We start from the raw sequence: 18,840 nt of genomic DNA on the forward strand, positions 1-18,840 counted from the left end.
ATATTTGATTTCTAGCCCGGTGAAAATAGCGGAGGGGATACACCTGTTACCATGCCGAACACAGCAGTTAAGCCCTCCTGCGCCTATGGTACTGGGAGCGAAAGCTCCTGGGAGAGTAGGTCTTCGCCGGGCTTTTTTTGTGTTTATAAACATGAGTAAAACAACTTTATTTTGGAATAATATTTTAAGTAAAAAACTTTTATAGTAGGTGAATTTAATGCAAAAAGATTCTTTAGTAAAAGGTACTGCAGCTTTAAGTGTAGGTATGTTAATTGCTAAAGTTTTTGGACTTATATATAGATTAATTTTACCCAATATGATTGGTACTAAAGCTATGGGTCTATATGGTATGGCTTATTCCGTTTATACTATACTCTTAACAGTATCTATGGCGGGTATTCCTGTTGCAATTTCAAAACTAATAAGTAATGAGATAGCTGTTAACAATTATAAGAATGCATTAAAAGTATTTAAAACAGCTTTTATAGCTATTTCATTAACTGGTTTGATTTTCTCTATAATATTATTTTTTGGAGCATCTTTTTTTGCCGAAAGAATCACTGGTGATTCTAGAGCTTATTTAAGTTTGAGGGCTGTAGCGCCGGCGATTTTATTAGTTTCATTGATGTCTTCAATTAGAGGGTACTTTCAAGGTTTAAGAAAGATGACTTATACTGCTGTCAGTCAGCTATTAGAACAATTATTTAGAGTTTTTGGTATAATACTATTTGCTTTTTTATTATTACCTTATGGTGAAACTTATGCTGCTGCGGGAGCAGCTTTTGGTAATGTTTTAGGTGCTTTTGTTGGATTACTTTATTTAAGTTGGAACTATTTTAATATTGAGTTTCCAAAAACTGATCAGTTGGTACCGAATTTTGGATCAAACCTTGAGATAATAAAACAGATTTTTTATTTATCTTTTCCAATAATAATTGGTAACTTAATAATGCCAATCATGAATCTTATTGACGCAACAGTAGTTGTAAATCGCCTTATTTATTCTGGTTTCAGTCAAGATCAAGCTACTACTATGTTTGCTCATCTTACTCAATATGCGAATCCTTTAATTATGTTTCCGGGGACTCTTGGTATGGCTCTTGCCATGAGTTTAGTACCTGTTGTTTCAGAAAATTATACACAAGGTGATGTGGATAAGTTAAATTTTATAGCAAACTTATCGTTACGCCTTTCTATTATAATTGGAGTTCCCTCTTTTATAGGACTATTATTTTTAGCAGGACCAATTGTAACCTTAATTTTCCCTAATGATCCAGAAGCATCAATTCCATTACGTTATCTATCTCCAGTAGTAGTATTTTTAATCATTAAGTTTGCTACGACTGGTATACTACAAGGATTAGAAAAAACCATGGTTCCTGTAAGGAATCTTTTCAAAGGTGCTATTTTTAAATTTATAATTACTTTTTTATTAACATCACTACCTGTACTAAATATCAGAGGTGCTGCTATCGGGACTTTAGTGTCATATATTGTCGCTACGGCTTTTAACCTAAAAGATGTACGTAAGTATATTCATTTTGGATTTTCGGTGAATAAAGATATTATAAAGCCTTTAATTGCTAGTATTATTATGGGATGTATATCATATTTTACTTATGAGTTTTTGATACAATTTATTGGAACAAGATTCTCCACCTTAATGGCAGTTATTATTGGTGTAATTACATATTCAATTTTAATGTTATCTTTAAAAGTAGTAACAACATCTGAAATAGAATTTATCCCTAAAGTAGGCCCAAAAATAGTACGATTATTGAATAAATTTAACTATTTTAAAACCTAATTAGGCATACCTATTTTAATTTGATCATATTGTAGTTTACCTGTGATAAAATCAAATTCTTAATTACTTAATTTTTCAGAAAATTATTTATATTTAAGAAAGATGCGTGGTTTTAGAGCGAATTTGTTTAGCGATAAGGTTTAATCTATTAAAAGTTGTTTAAGGGGGGGTCATGAAAAATTACCAACCTAACCAAATTCGAAATGTGGGAGTATGCTCTCATGGTGGGGCTGAAAGGACCTCTTTAACAGAAGCATTATTGTACTCTTCAGGAGAAATAAGCAGATTAGGCAAGGTAGAAGAGGGAACTACAACTACTGATTATGATAAAGAAGAAATAGAACCTAATATAACAATTCATACGTCGGTTGCTCCATGTACCTGGAAGGATAAAAAAATAAATATTGTGGATACCCCTGGGTATTATGATTTCATAGGAGATGTAAAGAGTTCACTTAGAATTGTAGATGGTGCACTGTTGGTTGTTTGTGCTGCTTCTGGGGTACAAGTAGGCACTGAACAGGTGGAAGTATGCAAATGATTTTGAATTACCTAGATTAGTATTTATAATAAAGTGGATAGAGAAAATGCTAAATTTGAGAAAGTACTAAATCAATTGCGTGAAAAGTATGGTGATCAAGTAACTCCAGTTATGACTCCCATTGGAAGTGAGGAAAACTTTGAAGGTATAATTAATTTAGTCACTATGAGAGCTATCTACCCAACTAGTAATGAAATAGGAAATAGTGAAAATGAGATATCAAGTGATTATAAAAAAAGAGCAGAAGAATATCGAGAGATATTAATGGAATTGGTAGCAGAATGTGATGATGAGATGTTAGAAAAATACTTAGAAAGTGAACCCTTAACTGAAGAAAAAGTAATAACAGGGGTTAAAAAGTTTACGAAATTAGGTGAACTTGTTCCAGTGCTTTGCGGTTCAGCTATACAATATAGGTATTTCACAATTATTGGATTGTTTAACTTATTATATACCTAGTCCGATCAAATCTGAAACATTTACTGGAACTGATGTTTCATCAGGTAAAGAGAAAAAAATCACATGTTCCCCAGATGAGCCATTCAGTGCTTTTTTTTAAGACTATAGCTGATCCATATGTAGGTAAATTAAATTACTTAAGAGTATATTCAGGACAACTATCAGATCATCAAGGCATCATAATTCTAACTCAAAAACTGAAGAACGTATTGGTAAACTTTATTATTTAAAAGGGAAAGAACAGATAACAGTTAATAAAGTTAACGTAGGTGATATTGCTGCTGTTAGCAAACTACAAAAAACTTCCACAGGTGAAACTCTATCAGCCCCCAAAACTCCTATACTCCTTCCTAAAACTGACCTTCCTGATCCAGTATATCTTTTTCATTAGTAACTCAAGACAAAGGAGAAGAAGGAAAGGTTAGAACTAGTTTAACTAACTTTTTAGAAGAGGATCCGATACTTAAGTTAGAAAAAATAGTGACACCAACGAAACACTGATATCTGGTATGGGGGAAGTGCAGTTAGAGTTTATAATAAGTAGAATGACTAAAAAATATGGAGTCGATGTTGAGTTAAAAACTCCTACAATCCCTTATAAAGAAACAATAACAAAACTGTTAATGCTGAAGAAAAGTATAAAAAACAGTCCGGTGGTAGAGGTCAATATGGCCATGTTTTCATTGAGTTTTCTCCATTAGAAGAAGGACAAAACTTTGAATTTGAGAATAACATAGTTGGAGTGTTATACCTAAACAATACATTCCTGCAGTTGAGAAAGGTGTTTTAGATGCAATGGAAACTGGGGTTTTAGCAGGATATCCTGTTATAGATGTCAAGGCCAACCTATATGATGGTTTCTATCATAGTGTTGATTCCTCGGAAAATGCATTTAAAATGGCTGGTAGTAATGCCCTTAAAAAAGGGATGCAAAAAGCAGAGCCAGTTCTACTTGAACCAGTATTAGAAATTGAAATTATAGTGTCAGAAAGGTTCATGGGTGATGTTATTGGAGATCTTGATAGTAAGCGAGGTAAGATATTAGGGATGGATCTTGTTGGTGAAAACCAGATTATTAAAGCTTATGTGCCTAAAGCTGAAGTACAAAGGTATGCAATCGATTTAAGATCAATTGCTCAAGGAAGAATAAAATTCAAAACTGAATTCAGCCATTATCAACAAGTACCTGAAGAAGTCCAAGAGCAAATTATTGAACAAATTTATGACTCGAAAGGATAATAGAAAAATTATTCCGGAGGTTATTACCTCCGGAATAATTTTTCTACAGGAATTTTTCAAGTTGAAGACGAAATCAAATATAGTAAATTGCATATGATAATTCAATAAAGGAGAATTCAATTGGAGGTGCAAACATTGCATAAAATAAAAATAGGTGTAATTTTTGGTGGAAAGTCAGGGGAACATGAGGTGAGCCTTAAATCTGCTAAATCAGTTATATACGCTTTAGACAAGAATAAGTTTGAGATTATTCCTATTGGGATAAAGAAAGACGGAACATGGATATCAGGTGAGAAACCTTTAGAGGAACTTGAAAAAGGGAAAAGTTTTGAAGAAAATTTTTCTGTGACAATGATGCCTGATCCAACAAAAAAAGGATTATGGAAGCTTGACCCTTTTGAAAAATTTGCAGATATAGATGTAGTTTTTCCAGTATTACATGGAACATATGGTGAAGATGGTACTCTTCAAGGTTTTTTAGAGTTGTGTGATATTCCATACGTTGGTTCTGGAGTATTAGGTTCTTCACTAGCTATGGATAAAGTGATGATGAAACAGGTTTTAAAAAATTATGGTTTAAAAGTAGCCAATTATCAATCTTTTTTTAGATTTGAATGGGAATCAAATCACATTAAGTTAATTCAACAAATTGAAAGTAGTATTAAATATCCTATGTTCGTTAAACCTGCTAATTTGGGATCGAGTGTAGGAATCTCAAAAGCAAATAAAAGGAGTGAACTGATTGAAGCTATCAATTTAGCAACTCGTTATGATATGAAATGTTTAGTTGAAGAGTATATACCTGGTAAAGAAATTGAGATTAGTATTTTAGGTAATCAATATCCCAAAGCCTCTATTACCGGGGAAATAATTCCTGCAAATGAATTCTATGATTATGAATCAAAGTATCTAAATGATCGTAGTGAGTTGTTAATACCTGCTTCAATATCAGAAAACTTAGCGTCTAGCTTACAAAAAGCAGGAATTGCTGCTTATCAAGCTCTCGAATGCCGTGGATTATGTAGAGTTGACTTTTTTGTATTAGAAGAGACGCAAGAAGTATATATCAACGAGTTAAACACTATGCCAGGTTTTACGGAGATAAGTATGTATCCAAAACTTTGGAAAAATTCAGGGATACCGTATTCTAAATTATTAAGTGAATTAGTAGAATTGGCAATTAATCATCAAAAAGAGAAGGATAAAAATTTAACGGAATTTCAGTAAGTTATCTTAAACTTGTGAAGGTATGATTATTGTAGTAAAATTTAAGTTGGAATCATCCTAAATCTATTATGCTAATAAGATTAGCATTGAAGGGGGATTAGATATGAAAAAAGGAAGTGAAACAGCAAAAAAAGGAATGGATCAAATGCAAAAGGGTGGGGTGATCATGGATGTTACAACACCTGAACAAGCTAAAATTGCGCAAGAAGCTGGGGCAGTAGCTGTTATGGCACTAGAAAAAGTACCAGCCGACATAAGAGCTGGTGGCGGTGTTGCTAGAATGGCAGATCCAGAAGTAATCAAGAATATAATTGATGTTGTAACGATTCCGGTTATGGCAAAAGCACGGATAGGTCATTTTGTTGAAGCTAGAATTTTAGAAAGTTTAGGCGTAGACTATATAGATGAAAGTGAAGTATTAACTCCTGCTGATGACTTTTATCATATTGACAAAAACAAATTTACTGTACCTTTTGTATGCGGAGCAAGAAATCTAGGGGAAGCCTTAAGAAGAATTGGAGAAGGTGCAAAAATGATGCGAACCAAAGGAGAAGCAGGAACAGGAAATGTAGTTGAAGCTGTTAAACATATGAGAACAGTAATGGATGATATAAGAAAGGTGAAAAATATGCCAGATGATGAGCTTATGACTGAAGCTAAAAATTTAGGAGCTCCATATGAGCTATTAAAAGAAGTGAAACAACTAGGAAGGTTACCTGTAGTTAATTTTGCAGCAGGTGGTGTAGCAACGCCCGCAGATGCAGCATTAATGATGCAACTAGGATCTGATGGTGTATTTGTAGGATCAGGTATTTTTAAATCTGGCGATCCTGAAAAAAGAGCGAAAGCAATTGTTGAAGCTACCTTGAATTATGATAACTATGATACTTTAGCGAAAGTATCTGCTGGTTTAGGGGAAGCAATGGTTGGAATTAATGTGTCTAATTTAGAGGGAAATGATAGACTTCAAGAACGTGGTTGGTAAAAATAACAGGAGTCGAAATAAATAATAGAAGTATACTTAGAATATAAGATGCACTTATTAAGCATATAGACATGCTCTCGAAATAAAATGTAAATCCAGTTAAACCAATTGAAGTGAAAAAAGAAATATTTTAACGGATTTTGATTAATTATACCCGAAGATAAATTGCTATTATTAGAAAATTATGTATAAACCTAATTTGGTAAAACATTTAGAAGAATGTGTTGCAGCAAATGAACCTATAATTGAGACTTGTTCGGGTAGGATCTCGTTGTCGCAGAAAATTTTGGAGATAGATCGGATAGTCGCCTCATTAGACCTTTTAAATATTGAAGATAATAGAAATGAATTTGGTAGTCAAGATGATAGCTGTAAGTAACTTGAAAGTTGGACAAAATGGGTGAGCTCTCTTATGGTGGATTGTTATTAGAGCTCTATATGTATTTGGTAAACTATCATGAAGTTGAAGTGTTAGGTAAAACATTGTAGCAGTACAAAGTAATAATATTATAGTTCCTTGTCATCTCTAACTAAGTCATGATGGTCGGTTACACGAATATTTTATTCTTTAGCAAAAAAGTTGATAAGACTTGATTTTTAGTTTTAAAATTTATATAATATATTATTAACAAGAATAAAATAAAACCCTATGATAGGGGAAAGTAATTGAGCAGAGATTTACAGAGAGTCGATGGTTGCTGGGAATCGATAATTTTTGCTTAACGAATCCTCCCTTGAGGGGGCCACCGAAATATAGTAAGTGGCATCGCTAACCTAGCGTTAACAGGTTTGAGTTGGAGTATTATTGCTCAACTAGGGTGGTAACGCGAGTAACCCTCGTCCCTATATAGGTGACGGGGGTTTTTGTATTTTTAAACTTAAAAAAGAAAAAATAAAGATAAAGGGGGATTTCTCATGTTAGATGTGAAGTATGTAAGGAATTACCCAGACCAAGTTAGGGAAGCATGTCGAGTAAAGGGTGAAGAAGATCAAGTAGATGAAGTGTTAAAGTTAGATGAAAGAAGAAGAGAAATTTTACAAGAAGTTGAGGTTCTTAAAAATAAACGTAATACTGTATCTAAAGAAATAGGAGAACTAAAAAAATCTGGGGAAGATGCTCAAAACAAAGTTGCTGAGATGAAAGAAGTTTCAGCTAAAATTAAAGAAATGGATGAAGAATTAAAAACAGTTGAAAAGAATATGAATTATTATTTACTTTGTCTACCTAATATTCCACATTCAGATGTCCCTATTGGAGCAGATGACGAAGAAAATGAAATTGTTAAACAAAAAGGTGAAGCAAGGAAAGAAAGTTATATGAAGCCTCACTGGGAAGTTGCTGAGAATTTAGGTATTATAGACTTTCAAAGGGCAGGAAAAATAACAGGAACAAGATTTGTTAATTACATAGGAGCTGGTGCTAGACTTGAAAGAGCTCTAATTAATTTCATGATAGATATTCATGTAGAAGAACATGGGTATCAAGAAATGCTGCCTCCTTTTATAGTTAATCGAGATTCTATGACAGGAACAGGGCAACTTCCGAAGTTTGAAAATGATATGTATAAGTTAGAGGATTTAGAGTATTTCTTAATACCAACTGCTGAAGTTCCATTGACAAATTTATATCGTGATGAGATTATGTCTAAAGAAGAAGTACCTAAATATCTAGTAGCTTTCACACCATGCTTTAGAAAAGAAGCAGGAGCACATGGTAGAGACACTCGTGGTTTAATAAGACAACATCAATTTAATAAAGTTGAACTTATTAAATTTGTAGCTCCAGACAATTCTTATAATGAGTTAGATGCTTTAGTTTCGAATGCAGAAAAGGTTTTAAAGATGCTAGAACTTCCATACCAGGTTTCTTTAATGTGTTCAGGAGATCTAGGTTTTGCAGCAGCAAAAAAATATGATATAGAAGTGTGGCTTCCGAGTTATGATACATATAGAGAAATTTCCTCGTGTAGTAACTTTGAAGACTTCCAAGCAAGAAGAGCTAATATTAGATACCGAGATGAATCAGGGCAGACTAAATACGTTCATACACTAAATGGTAGTGGGTTAGCTATAGGTAGAACAGTAGCAGCTATATTAGAAAATTATCAAAATCAAGATGGTACAGTAACGATACCAGAAGCGCTTAGACCATATTTTGGCAAACAAATCATTTCGTGATATTTTGTTGACAGCTATATTTTATTGTGTTATACTTTTTATTGTCCTGACAACAGAAGGAAATGGAGGGGTGGCCGAGTCCGGCTGAAGGCGCTGGACTTGAAATCCAGTGACACTCTCTGAGTGCCGGGGGTTCGAATCCCTCCCCCTCCGCCATATATGGAGAGATGGCCGAGTTTGGCTGAAGGCGCTCGCCTGCTAAGCGAGTAGACGGTCTAAACCGTCTCGAGGGTTCAAATCCCTCTCTCTCCGCCATTTTTTGCGCCCGTAGCTCAGTCCGGATAGAGTAGCTGACTACGAATCAGAAGGTCGGAGGTTCGAATCCTCCCGGGCGCGCCATACATAGGTGAGATTATAAGCCACAAATTGTGGCTTCATTTTTTTAAAAGAACTTTACAATCTCATATATGTATGTTACAGTATTATAGTGCAAAACTCATAAACTGTTTTGCAAAGTGGGTTGTAAGTAATGACTAAAAACAAAGAACTTTTTTGGATGAAAGAGGCGTTGAAACAAGCTAAAGAAGCGTTTGTTATTGGAGAAGTTCCTATTGGTGCAGTTATCGTAAAAGATAATGAGTTAATTGCATCAGGTCACAATAAAAGGGAAAGAGAACAAAATGCTATAGATCACGCTGAAATAATTGCTATAAAAAAAGCGTGTAACACACTGAATAGCTGGAGATTGAATAATTGTGAATTATATGTCACAGTAGAACCCTGTCCAATGTGTGCAGGCGCAATTATTCAATCAAGAATCAGTAGAGTTATCTTTGGTACTCCAGATCCTAAAGCGTGGGGTGACCTTGAAATAGAACAAGTCTTAAAAAATCCAAACCTCAATCATAGAGTTGAGTTAGTATCAGGAATATATAAAGAAGAATCAAGAGAATTATTACGCAGTTTTTTTAAGAGATTGAGAAACAAATAATCTTCCTTAATAATGGCGGAGAGATGGCCGAGTCTGGCTGAAGGCGCTCGACTCGAAATCGAGTAGGCAGTTATCTGCCTCGTGAGTTCAAATCTCACTCTCTCCGCCATTATTAGGGGGTAACTTAAAACATGGAGAGATGGCCGAGTCCGGCTGAAGGCGCTCGCCTGGAAAGCGAGTAGACGGGCAAACCCCGTCTCGAGGGTTCGAATCCCTCTCTCTCCGCCATTTTAAAAAACTAAATGATGGTATTTGAAATAAATTTTCAGTATGTTATAATGAAAACACTGGCCGTGCTAGACGGGGAGGTAGCGGTGCCCTGAACCTGCAATCCGCTATAGCAGGGTTGAATTCTCGGGCTGAGGCTCTGTTCGGTCAGAGTCTGGCCTGGATAAGTGGTGTTGAAGGCCGGGTCCTATGCGACGCAGACCCATGAATTCCGTCAGGTCCGGAAGGAAGCAGCGGTAAGTGGGCTTCTTGCGGGTGCCATGGGGTCACCTGGCCGGAGCTAACTGTTCGGGTAACGTCTGACCGAAAGAGTCGATGCCGAGTGCACGGCCTTTATATTTAGATAACTATAATAACCCATTCAAGGGTTATTTTTTTTACCAAATAACTATAGATACCTTAAATTCAATTAACTTTATGATATAATGAATTATATAATTTTGTTCTAACTAAGGAGATTGAGAGGGATATGGGATATCAAGCATTATATCGAGAATGGAGACCAAAGTCTTTTGATGATTTAGTAGGTCAAGAACATATAGTAACTACTCTCAAAAATGCTGTTAACTTGGATCGTATAGCTCATGCTTACCTATTTTCAGGTCCTAGAGGAACTGGGAAAACTAGTGTAGCAAAGGTATTTGCTAAATCCTTGAATTGTGAATATGGACCTACAGATAAACCATGTGGCGAATGTACTCGGTGCAATGAGCATGACAAAGGTCAATTTATGGATTTAATGGAGATTGATGCAGCGTCAAATAGGGGTATAGATGAAATTAGAGAATTACGCGATAATGTTGCCTATCCTCCTTCTGAGGGTAGATATAAAGTTTATATTGTAGATGAAGTGCATATGTTAACCACAGAAGCTTTTAATGCCCTTTTAAAAACTCTAGAAGAACCACCTCGAAATGTAATATTTGTTTTAGCAACTACTGAGCCACATAAACTCCCTATGACAGTCCTATCAAGATGTCAAAGGTTTGATTTTAATAGAATTTCTATCTCTGATATTGAAAATAGGCTTAGTGAAGTTGTTGAAAATAAAGAAATGGATGCTACACAAGAAAGCTTATTTATAATTGCAAAAAAATCCGATGGCGGCATGCGAGATGCGCTTAGTTTACTAGATCAATGTTTATCTTTTGTTAAGCCAGGTGAAACTTTGAAACAAGATCATGTACTTGAAGTCACTGGATCAGTTTCAGAAGAAATTTATAAAGAATTAATGTCTGCAGTGCAAAACGCAGATTTAAATAATATACTGAAAATAACCCAGAAAATCTCTGATGATGGAAAAGATTGGGGGCAGTTTCTTAATGATCTGATTCTATATATGAGAGACCTATTACTGGTTACGATTGATAATGCAACTGATCATCTGTTATTAGGATCTAGACAAACTTTAGAGAGTTTAGCAAATGAGTTTGAAAAATATGAGGTACTTTCTATGATTGATTTTTTATCAGAAAAACAAAATGAACTAAAATGGTCTCAAAATCATCGATTAGTGGTAGAAATGTCTCTGTATCGTCTAGTTAAAAGAGAAGGTATCTATCAGAAATTAGAAGATAGAATAAGTCATTTAGAAAAACTTCTTCAAGAAGGAAAATATACTAATATTCAAAAACCAAAAGAAATAGTTCGTAGTAAACACCAAGACAATAACTCTGAAAAAGAAATTGAATCTTATAGAGATCAAAATACTTACCAAGATCAGAATAATGATGTGAGTACTAAAAAAAATGCTCTTTCTAATGAAAAAGAGGAAACTGAAGAAGGTAGTCAAAAAGATGAAAAAAAATTAAGTTTTGAGCAAATAGAAAAACATTGGGATGAAATATTAGCTAAACTAAAAAAGAAAAAAATAACTGCTCATGCTTTTATTGTTGAGGGAAATCCTATTAAAGTTGAAGAAAATATATTATATTTAGGTTTTAATAAAACTCACAGATTGCATAAAGAGCGGGTGGAACAAAAGGAAAGATCTGTTTTACAGGAAGTTCTGGCTGAGTTTTTTGGTGATATTAAAGTTAAGTGCTTAATAATTGAAGAAAGTGAAGCTAATGTTCCATCTGCTTCAAAAAAAAAATCTAATAAACAGCAAAATGACCTAATAGGGATAGCTGAAAGTGAGTTTGGTCCTGAAAAGGTCGAAGTACGTAAAAATATCTAGGAGGGATTTAAATGGGTGGCAAAATGCAAAAAATGATGAAACAAGTACAAAAAATGCAAACACAAATGTCTAAAGTCCAGGAAGAACTAAAAGATAAGACTATGGAAGGAACTGCAGGGGGAGGAGCAGTAAAAGCTACTGTAAATGGTCATAAAGAAGTTGTCGACATATCCATTGACCCAGATGTAATAGACCCTGATGACAATGAGATGTTAGAAGACTTAATTATGGCTGCTGTAAATGATTCACTTAAAAATGTTGATGAAATGGTTAATAGTGAAATGAAGAAAGTTACCGGGGGAATGGATCTCCCACCGGGGATGTTCTAAATGTCTAGTTATCCCAAACCAATTAATCAATTAATTGAATCACTTAGCTATCTACCTGGAATTGGACCAAAAACAGCTGAAAGGTTAGCATTTTATATTATAACAATGTCTGGTAACAAAGTAGATCATCTCATAACAGCACTACAAAATGCTAAAAACAAAGTATTTAACTGTAGTGTTTGTAATAACTTAACTGATAGAGATCCTTGTTTGATCTGTCAAGATGAGAGAAGAGAATCTGGATTGATTTGTGTTGTGCAAGACCCTAAAGATGTAATCGCTATAGAAAAGGTAAGAGATTTTCAAGGAAGATATCATGTTTTACAGGGAGTAATTTCTCCTATGGAAGGTATAGGACCTGATGATTTAAATATGAAAGAACTGTTAGAGAGAATAAATTCAGAAAACATAAAAGAAATTTTAATTGCTACTGACCCAACAGTTGAAGGTGAAGCAACAGCTATGTATTTAACTAAACTAGTTAAACCAATGGGTGTAAAAGTTACTCGTCTAGCCTACGGTCTTCCAATGGGCGGAGATCTCGAGTATGCTGATGAAATGACTTTACAGCAAGCTTTTGAAGGTAGAAAAGAAATGTGATTAGACAAAGTATGGTCATTTAATAAGTAGTCCTTTTTAGGGCTACTTTTTTTATACTTTGAAAAGTTTAGCTACGACTGAATTCATATAACTTCGTATTTTTTGAATAGCTTTCATTTAGAGAAATGGAGACCCTCTAGTCTATGGATAAAATTGTAAAAAAAGGGAACCCTAATTGTTAAAATATTAGGGGGTGGACATAGTGTTGAATATGCATATTTCTGAGATAATCGATAAAGTTAAACTAATTAAGAAAAAACTAGTGTTATACATAATGAAAGTTTATCGATATTTGGATTTTGAGGATGGGACAAAAGAACTAAATCCTGAAGAAAAGTTGCTTTTAGAGCTTCAAAAGACTAAAAAAGAAATAAAAGATGCTGAAAACTACTTTAATAATGTTACTGATCCTAGACTTATAGAACACGCAGCATACTTAAGAAAAGCCAATGAAAAGAAGTTTAGATATTTGTTGGAATTAGCCAAAAGATATGGCCTGCGTAGTTATGTTAATGAAAATTATAAGCATAACTTGTCTAATGAGTATATAAATATTAATAAAGAATGATTGTTATTTAGTGGGTAAGGGGGCGAGGAGTCATGGGTGAACTTAATTTTTGGTTTTCTATGATTTTTGGTATTGTATTATTGTACTTACTGACAAAGATCATGATCAAGCCTGCTAGGATTTGCTTTATATTACTAGGGAAAGCTTTTATAGGTGCTCTAATTCTTTTAGCACTTAATACAATGGTAAATTTCTTTTTTGACTTTCAAATAGCTATTAATTTTATAACAGCTCTAACAGTGGGTTTTTTAGGACTGCCTGGAATTATCATGATAACTGCTGTTATGGTACTCTTGATTTAACTTATTGCTTAATAATAAAAATTCTGTTATACTCACAATAAGAAAGGTTGTTGTATTATAAAGTCCGTCAAAACAGCATAGTTTCAACTTGTTATAATACCACTTAATAATTGTTATGTAACAGCGTGATGACCTACCACCTTTGAGTACAAGCCTTTTCTAAACATAACGTCCTTATAAATAGTTGTAAAAATCTGTATTAATAGACCCATTTAAGTATCTTATAAAGATGGGTCTATCGATAATTTAACAAATAATAAAAATATTGAAACATTTTCAGGCGTGGTTTATAGCAGTTTTCTACTTTTTTTAGTTAAAATATTACAAGGGAGTGAGTGAGTTGACTAATGATAAGCAAATGAAAACAATGGATGGGAATACCGCTGCCGCCTATGTCTCTTATGCTTTAACTGATGTAGCTGCTATTTATCCCATTACACCTTCATCCGATATGGCAGAACGAGTTGATGAATGGAGTGCATATGGTAAGAAAAACATTTTTGATCAAGAAGTACTTGTTACAGAAATGCAATCTGAGGCGGGTGCCGCAGGCGCAGTACACGGATCTTTAGCTGCTGGTGCGTTAACCACAACTTACACTGCGTCTCAAGGTTTATTGTTAATGGTACCTAATATGTACAAGATTGCAGGTGAACTGTTACCAGGGGTGTTTCATGTAAGTGCTAGAGCTTTATCTGCTCATGCACTATCTATTTTTGGTGACCATCAAGATGTTATGGCAGCACGACAAACAGGATTTGCTTTCCTTGCTTCTGGAAGTGTTCAGGAAGTTATGGATCTTGGAGGAATAGCTCACTTAGCCTCTATTAAATCTAGAGTTCCGTTTGTCCACTTTTTTGATGGATTTAGAACTTCTCATGAAGTTCAAAAGATTGAGGTACTAGATTACGATGTGTTGAAAGAGCTAGTAGATGAAGATGCTATCCAAGAGTTTAGAGAACGTGCATTAAACCCAGAAACACCTGTACTTAGAGGATCAGCTCAAAACCCTGATATTTACTTCCAAGCAAGAGAATCTGTTAATCCTTTTTACGAGCAGGTTCCAGATATCGTTGCTGATTATATGAAAGAAATTAGTAAAATTACGGGAAGAGATTATAAACCATTTAATTACTATGGTGACCCTGATGCAAAAAGAATTATAGTAGCTATGGGCTCTGTAACTGAAGCACTTGAAGAAACTGTTGATTACTTGAATTCTCAAGGTGAAAAAGTTGGAATAATTAAAGTACGCTTATATAGACCGTTCTCTGAAAAGTACTTCTTAGATGTACTTCCAGATTCAGTTGAGCGTATTGCTGTACTAGACAGGACTAAAGAACCTGGTGCTGTAGGGGAACCACTATATGAAGATGTTCGAACGTTATTCCAAGGTAAGGAAAACTCTCCAATGATAATTGGGGGACGCTATGGTTTAGGTTCGAAGGATGTTAATCCATCCCACCTAAAAGCTGTATTTGATAATTTAAAAGCAGATGTTCCTAAAAATAGATTTACTGTTGGTATTGAAGACGATGTAACTAATACTAGCCTCCCTATAAAAAATGAAATTGATACTAGTGATGAAAGCATTACAAGATGTAAATTTTGGGGTTTTGGTTCTGATGGGACTGTTGGTGCAAATAAAGAAGCTATTAAAATTATTGGTGATAATACTAATATGTATGCCCAAGGTTATTTTTCCTATGATTCTAAAAAATCTGGTGGGGTAACTGTTTCACACTTACGTTTTGGTAACAATCCAATTCGCTCCACATACTTAATTGATAAGTCTGACTATGTTGCATGTCATAAACCATCTTATGTATATCAGTTTGATTTACTTGAGGGTCTTAAACCTGGAGGTACATTCTTATTAAACTGTAGCTGGTCTATCAACGAATTAGATGATAAATTACCAACGAATATTAAAAAATACATTGCTGAAAATGATATTAATTTCTATATCATAAATGCTGTTGATATAGCATCTAAGATTGGTTTAGGTGGACGAATAAATATGATTACTCAAGCAGCATTTTTTAAGCTATCAGAGGTTATTCCATATGAAGATGCTGTAAAGTATATGAAAGATGCTATACAAAAGGCATATGGTAAAAAAGGTGAAAAAGTAGTTAAAATGAACTGGGAAGCTGTAGATAAAGCTACAGAAGCTCTTCAAAAAGTTGAAATACCAGACCATTGGGCTAATTTAGAAAAAGAAGAAGTTGCTGCAACTTCAGAGGAACTGCCTGAATTTGTTGAAAGAGTTGCAAATCCAATGCACAATCATGAAGGTGACAAACTTCCGGTAAGTGCCTTTAAAAGTAGAGAAGATGGTACTTTTCCACAGGGGACTGCCGCTTATGAGAAACGAGCTATTGCCTTTGATGTACCAGAATGGAAAATAGATAATTGTATTCAGTGTAACCAATGTTCACTTGTTTGTCCTCATGCAGCTATTAGACCGTTCTTATTAGATGAAAGTGAAGTTGAAAAAGCTCCGCAAGGATTTGAAACTAAAAAAGCATTAGGGAAGGATCTATCAGGTCTACAATATCGAATTCAGGTAAGTCCGTTGGATTGTGCGGGCTGTGGAAATTGTGCTGATATTTGTCCTGCAAAAGAACCGGCATTAGAAATGAAACCAATTGGAGAACAAATTGATAAAGAAGCAGATAACTGGAATTATGCAGTTAATGAAGTGTCAATAAAAGATGATAAAATGAGTGTGACTAACCTTAAAGGAAGTCAATTTGCTCAACCATTACTTGAATTCTCAGGAGCGTGTGCTGGTTGTGGTGAAACACCGTATGCTAAACTTATTACTCAGCTATTCGGAGATCGAATGTTAATTGCGAATGCAACCGGTTGTTCTTCCATCTGGGGAGGATCAGCACCTAGTACACCTTATTGTAAAAATAAAGATGGTAAAGGTCCAGCATGGGCAAGTTCATTATTTGAAGATAACGCAGAATTTGGTTATGGAATGCTCTTAGCTAATAAAAAGATAAGAGAAAAATTAGCTCAATTAATGAAGAAAGCTTTAGAAGAAAATATTTCACAAGAATTAAAAGAAGCTTTCAAAGAATGGTTAGATAACAAAGAAGATGGCGAAGGCTCTAAAAAAGCTACGAAAAAGATGCTGCCTTTACTAGAATCTGAAGATAATTTAATTGTAAATGAAATTGCAAAACGAAGAAAGTTTCTTGTTAAACAGTCACAATGGGTTTTTGGTGGCGACGGTTGGGCTTATGATATTGGCTATGCTGGTCTAGATCATGTACTTGCTAGTGGAGAAGATATTAATATGTTTGTGTTTGATACAGAAGTTTATTCAAATACAGGTGGGCAGTCTTCAAAATCTACGCCAATGGCAGCTATAGCTAAATTTGCAGCTGCAGGTAAAGGTACTAAGAAAAAAGATTTAGGATTAATGCAAGCAACTTATGGTAATGTATATGTAGCTCAAGTAGCTCTAGGAGCGAATATGAATCAAACATTGAAAGCAATAGAAGAGGCAGAAGCACATCCCGGACCTTCACTAATAATTGCTTATGCTCCTTGTATAAATCATGGAATAAAAGATGGAATGGGAGCAGCTATGAATGAAATGAAAAAGGCAGTGGACTCTGGATACTGGAATTTATGGAGATATAACCCAGCACAAAAAGAAGAAGGTAAAAATCCATTCATTCTTGATTCAAAAAAACCAACCAAATCTTTTCAAGACTTTTTACTAGGAGAAGTACGTTATGCAGCACTTGCTAAAGAATTCCCAGAAATAGCGGAGGATTTATTTAATAAACTAGAGAAAGATGCTAAAGAAAAACGTAAAACATATGAAAAAATGGCGGAAGATAATTTGTTTTAAATTGTAATTAAAAATTGTAATTAAAAAGAGGGTGCTTTAAGCGCCCTCTTTTTATTGTTCTTCAGTTTTTCGCAATAAAGAGTTAGTTTGTTTTAGGCACTTCTTACCAATATATAAGTAATCATAGTAAAGGTAGATGTGAGCCATCCAACTATAATAAAATATCAAATCCTTAACCGCAATAACATTTTTTCGTTTCACATCCATAAGCATTTTATTAAGTCCATTCAATTGAATGAGGCAGTTTTCTTGATACCCACATTCGTGGTATACTTTTGTTAGATGATATGATAAAGTAATTTTCGTTGTAGTGGATTCTACGAACTCAAGTTTATAAGGAGCAAAATTTAAAATGTTATCTTTATCATCTTTTTTTAGAAAAAGATTTAAAAGTTCAAGCTTGGTTTTTTCTATTTCTATTGTAGAATTAAGTTCCTTAAACTCTTCATAAGCTTTTAAAAAATATCTACAAGCTAATTCTATATTTTTCTTTTGTTTTTCAATTTCTGCTAAGGCAAAGAGTGATTTTCCCGTGTAATAATAGTTATTAAATATCACAAATTGATCTATAGCAGTTTCAAAGGCCTGTTTTGATTTAGTAAAATTATCAATTCCTTTGTAACAGCAACCAAGTAAATAGTTTAATTCACCATAATTATAATAATTGTTACTATGATTTGAGAGGGGGAGAGCTTCATCTATAGTAGAAATAGCAGTGTTATAATCTTTTTCTCCTAAATATGATGCTGCTAAATTGTAGTATATATTTAGAGTTAATATTGTATCTAAGACAAAGTGATCTTCTATTGTCCTCATGGCATGTTGTAAGATGTGGATAGCATAATCATATTGTTCAATTTGATTGTTAATATATCCCATTAAGTTAAGTGTAGCACTTAACTCATGATGATATTTGTAATCACTGAATATGATTTGAGCTTTTTTTAGTGAAGATAGGGACTTTTTAATCTCACTTTCTTCAAAAAATAATTGTCCTTGTAATTTTAGTAGTAGACCAGCATATTTAGGAGAAATATCTTGTAACTTTAATGTTTTTGATAATATTTCATGTGCCTTTTCTAAGTTCTGTTGTTCAAATAAATGTTTGGCTTCTCGAAGTGCAATTATGGCATCTCCATCATCCTTATCTGGATCTTCAGGTTCACAAAAATAACTGACTGGTAAATTTAGACGTTCAGCTATAATCGATAAAACTCTATCTGATGGCTTAACTAAACCTTTTTCAATTTGACTTAAAAAACTTCTATTAAAATCTTTATTGGCTAACTCTTCTTGTGTCATTTTTTTTTCAATACGTGCTTTTCTGATTTTTTGACCGATATTATTTCCAACTGTACCCAAAGATCCCTACCTCCTTTGTTATAAAACTTCT

General features: G+C 34.0%; 17 protein-coding genes, 5 tRNA genes, 1 rRNA gene, 1 other RNA gene, 1 pseudogene and 1 other annotated feature. Of the genes and pseudogenes, 24 read left to right on the forward strand and 1 reads right to left on the reverse strand.

Annotation, left to right across the window (positions count from 1 at the left end; all coding sequences use genetic code 11):
- Nucleotides 1–15 precede the first annotated feature (15 nt).
- The 24 genes and pseudogenes from rrf (at nt 16) to nifJ (ending at nt 17,447) form a co-directional block, all read left to right on the forward strand.
- Nucleotides 16–132 (forward strand): 5S ribosomal RNA (rrf, locus tag CDO51_RS07245).
- 85 nt (nt 133–217) lie between these two features.
- On the forward strand, nt 218–1,807 hold the full coding sequence (locus CDO51_RS07250; RefSeq protein ID WP_089023636.1) for a putative polysaccharide biosynthesis protein: 1,590 nt from the start codon (nt 218–220) through the stop codon (nt 1,805–1,807).
- A 172-nt stretch (nt 1,808–1,979) separates the two neighbouring features.
- Nucleotides 1,980–2,348: a GTP-binding protein gene (locus CDO51_RS14205; RefSeq protein ID WP_205842142.1), complete on the forward strand. Its 369-nt coding sequence runs from the start codon at nt 1,980–1,982 to the stop codon at nt 2,346–2,348.
- 33 nt (nt 2,349–2,381) lie between these two features.
- Nucleotides 2,382–2,807: a hypothetical protein gene (locus CDO51_RS14210; protein ID WP_205842143.1), complete on the forward strand. Its 426-nt coding sequence runs from the start codon at nt 2,382–2,384 to the stop codon at nt 2,805–2,807.
- Between the two features lie 509 nt (nt 2,808–3,316).
- Nucleotides 3,317–3,508, forward strand: coding sequence for a hypothetical protein (locus tag CDO51_RS14215; protein ID WP_205842144.1), 192 nt, complete (start codon nt 3,317–3,319; stop codon nt 3,506–3,508).
- Nucleotides 3,481–3,689 (forward strand): annotated as a pseudogene (gene fusA / locus CDO51_RS14645) (elongation factor G); the annotation flags it as partial. The gene CDO51_RS14215 and the pseudogene fusA, both read left to right, overlap by 28 nt.
- 114 nt (nt 3,690–3,803) lie before the next feature.
- Nucleotides 3,804–4,046, forward strand: coding sequence for a hypothetical protein (locus tag CDO51_RS14650; RefSeq protein WP_240503520.1), 243 nt, complete (start codon nt 3,804–3,806; stop codon nt 4,044–4,046).
- Between the two features lie 135 nt (nt 4,047–4,181).
- A complete protein-coding gene (locus tag CDO51_RS07260; protein ID WP_089023637.1) occupies nt 4,182–5,273 on the forward strand; it encodes a D-alanine--D-alanine ligase family protein in 1,092 nt (363 codons plus the stop codon).
- A 103-nt stretch (nt 5,274–5,376) separates the two neighbouring features.
- Complete coding sequence (pdxS, locus tag CDO51_RS07265) at nt 5,377–6,258, forward strand: pyridoxal 5'-phosphate synthase lyase subunit PdxS (protein WP_089023638.1); 882 nt, start codon at nt 5,377–5,379, stop codon at nt 6,256–6,258.
- A gap of 184 nt (nt 6,259–6,442) precedes the next feature.
- Complete coding sequence (locus CDO51_RS07270; RefSeq protein WP_089023639.1) at nt 6,443–6,637, forward strand: type 1 glutamine amidotransferase family protein; 195 nt, start codon at nt 6,443–6,445, stop codon at nt 6,635–6,637.
- A 261-nt stretch (nt 6,638–6,898) separates the two neighbouring features.
- Nucleotides 6,899–7,106, forward strand: a binding site (T-box leader).
- A 67-nt stretch (nt 7,107–7,173) separates the two neighbouring features.
- Nucleotides 7,174–8,436: a serine--tRNA ligase gene (serS, locus tag CDO51_RS07275; protein WP_089023640.1), complete on the forward strand. Its 1,263-nt coding sequence runs from the start codon at nt 7,174–7,176 to the stop codon at nt 8,434–8,436.
- Nucleotides 8,437–8,500: 64 nt separating this feature from the next.
- Nucleotides 8,501–8,592 (forward strand) — tRNA-Ser (locus CDO51_RS07280).
- 5 nt (nt 8,593–8,597) lie between these two features.
- Nucleotides 8,598–8,691, forward strand: a tRNA-Ser gene (locus CDO51_RS07285).
- A gap of 6 nt (nt 8,692–8,697) precedes the next feature.
- A tRNA-Arg gene (locus tag CDO51_RS07290) sits at nt 8,698–8,775 on the forward strand.
- A gap of 130 nt (nt 8,776–8,905) precedes the next feature.
- A complete protein-coding gene (locus CDO51_RS07295) occupies nt 8,906–9,367 on the forward strand; it encodes a nucleoside deaminase (protein WP_205842145.1) in 462 nt (153 codons plus the stop codon).
- Between the two features lie 17 nt (nt 9,368–9,384).
- A tRNA-Ser gene (locus CDO51_RS07300) sits at nt 9,385–9,476 on the forward strand.
- Between the two features lie 24 nt (nt 9,477–9,500).
- Nucleotides 9,501–9,595, forward strand: a tRNA-Ser gene (locus tag CDO51_RS07305).
- Nucleotides 9,596–9,658: 63 nt separating this feature from the next.
- An RNA gene (ffs, locus tag CDO51_RS07310) (signal recognition particle sRNA large type) lies at nt 9,659–9,925 on the forward strand.
- Between the two features lie 139 nt (nt 9,926–10,064).
- Nucleotides 10,065–11,774 carry a DNA polymerase III subunit gamma/tau gene (gene dnaX, locus CDO51_RS07315; RefSeq protein WP_089023641.1) on the forward strand — a complete coding sequence of 570 codons (1,710 nt, stop codon included), beginning with the start codon at nt 10,065–10,067 and terminating at the stop codon, nt 11,772–11,774.
- An 11-nt stretch (nt 11,775–11,785) separates the two neighbouring features.
- Nucleotides 11,786–12,103, forward strand: coding sequence for a YbaB/EbfC family nucleoid-associated protein (locus CDO51_RS07320; RefSeq protein ID WP_089023642.1), 318 nt, complete (start codon nt 11,786–11,788; stop codon nt 12,101–12,103).
- Nucleotides 12,104–12,703: a recombination mediator RecR gene (gene recR, locus CDO51_RS07325; protein ID WP_089023643.1), complete on the forward strand. Its 600-nt coding sequence runs from the start codon at nt 12,104–12,106 to the stop codon at nt 12,701–12,703.
- Nucleotides 12,704–12,914: 211 nt separating this feature from the next.
- Entirely contained in the window at nt 12,915–13,271 is a 357-nt protein-coding gene (locus tag CDO51_RS07330) for a DUF2508 family protein (protein ID WP_240503521.1), read from the forward strand.
- Nucleotides 13,272–13,303: 32 nt separating this feature from the next.
- Nucleotides 13,304–13,573 carry a pro-sigmaK processing inhibitor BofA family protein gene (locus tag CDO51_RS07335; RefSeq protein WP_089023645.1) on the forward strand — a complete coding sequence of 90 codons (270 nt, stop codon included), beginning with the start codon at nt 13,304–13,306 and terminating at the stop codon, nt 13,571–13,573.
- 358 nt (nt 13,574–13,931) lie between these two features.
- The gene (nifJ, locus tag CDO51_RS07340; RefSeq protein WP_089023688.1) at nt 13,932–17,447 is read left to right on the forward strand and encodes a pyruvate:ferredoxin (flavodoxin) oxidoreductase; all 3,516 of its coding nucleotides are present in this window, start codon (nt 13,932–13,934) and stop codon (nt 17,445–17,447) included.
- Between the two features lie 51 nt (nt 17,448–17,498).
- On the opposite strand, the gene CDO51_RS07345 is transcribed toward nifJ, so the two are convergent.
- Nucleotides 17,499–18,809 (reverse strand): helix-turn-helix domain-containing protein, encoded by a 1,311-nt coding sequence (locus CDO51_RS07345; protein WP_089023646.1) that lies wholly within the window; start codon nt 18,807–18,809, stop codon nt 17,499–17,501.
- Nucleotides 18,810–18,840 lie beyond the last annotated feature (31 nt).

The organism is Natranaerobius trueperi (assembly GCF_002216005.1).
Lineage (GTDB): Bacteria > Bacillota > Natranaerobiia > Natranaerobiales > Natranaerobiaceae > Natranaerobius_A > Natranaerobius_A trueperi.

Coding starts and splice junctions, on each gene's coding strand:
- CDO51_RS07250 (WP_089023636.1), top strand. CDS start 218: ATGCAAAAAGATTCTTTAGTAAAAGGTACTGCAGCTTTAAGTGTAGGT.
- CDO51_RS14205 (WP_205842142.1), top strand. CDS start 1,980: ATGAAAAATTACCAACCTAACCAAATTCGAAATGTGGGAGTATGCTCT.
- CDO51_RS14215 (WP_205842144.1), top strand. CDS start 3,317: ATGGGGGAAGTGCAGTTAGAGTTTATAATAAGTAGAATGACTAAAAAA.
- CDO51_RS14650 (WP_240503520.1), top strand. CDS start 3,804: ATGGGTGATGTTATTGGAGATCTTGATAGTAAGCGAGGTAAGATATTA.
- pdxS (WP_089023638.1), top strand. CDS start 5,377: ATGAAAAAAGGAAGTGAAACAGCAAAAAAAGGAATGGATCAAATGCAA.
- CDO51_RS07270 (WP_089023639.1), top strand. CDS start 6,443: ATGTATAAACCTAATTTGGTAAAACATTTAGAAGAATGTGTTGCAGCA.
- serS (WP_089023640.1), top strand. CDS start 7,174: ATGTTAGATGTGAAGTATGTAAGGAATTACCCAGACCAAGTTAGGGAA.
- CDO51_RS07295 (WP_205842145.1), top strand. CDS start 8,906: ATGACTAAAAACAAAGAACTTTTTTGGATGAAAGAGGCGTTGAAACAA.
- dnaX (WP_089023641.1), top strand. CDS start 10,065: ATGGGATATCAAGCATTATATCGAGAATGGAGACCAAAGTCTTTTGAT.
- CDO51_RS07320 (WP_089023642.1), top strand. CDS start 11,786: ATGGGTGGCAAAATGCAAAAAATGATGAAACAAGTACAAAAAATGCAA.
- recR (WP_089023643.1), top strand. CDS start 12,104: ATGTCTAGTTATCCCAAACCAATTAATCAATTAATTGAATCACTTAGC.
- CDO51_RS07330 (WP_240503521.1), top strand. CDS start 12,915: ATGCATATTTCTGAGATAATCGATAAAGTTAAACTAATTAAGAAAAAA.
- CDO51_RS07335 (WP_089023645.1), top strand. CDS start 13,304: ATGGGTGAACTTAATTTTTGGTTTTCTATGATTTTTGGTATTGTATTA.
- nifJ (WP_089023688.1), top strand. CDS start 13,932: ATGAAAACAATGGATGGGAATACCGCTGCCGCCTATGTCTCTTATGCT.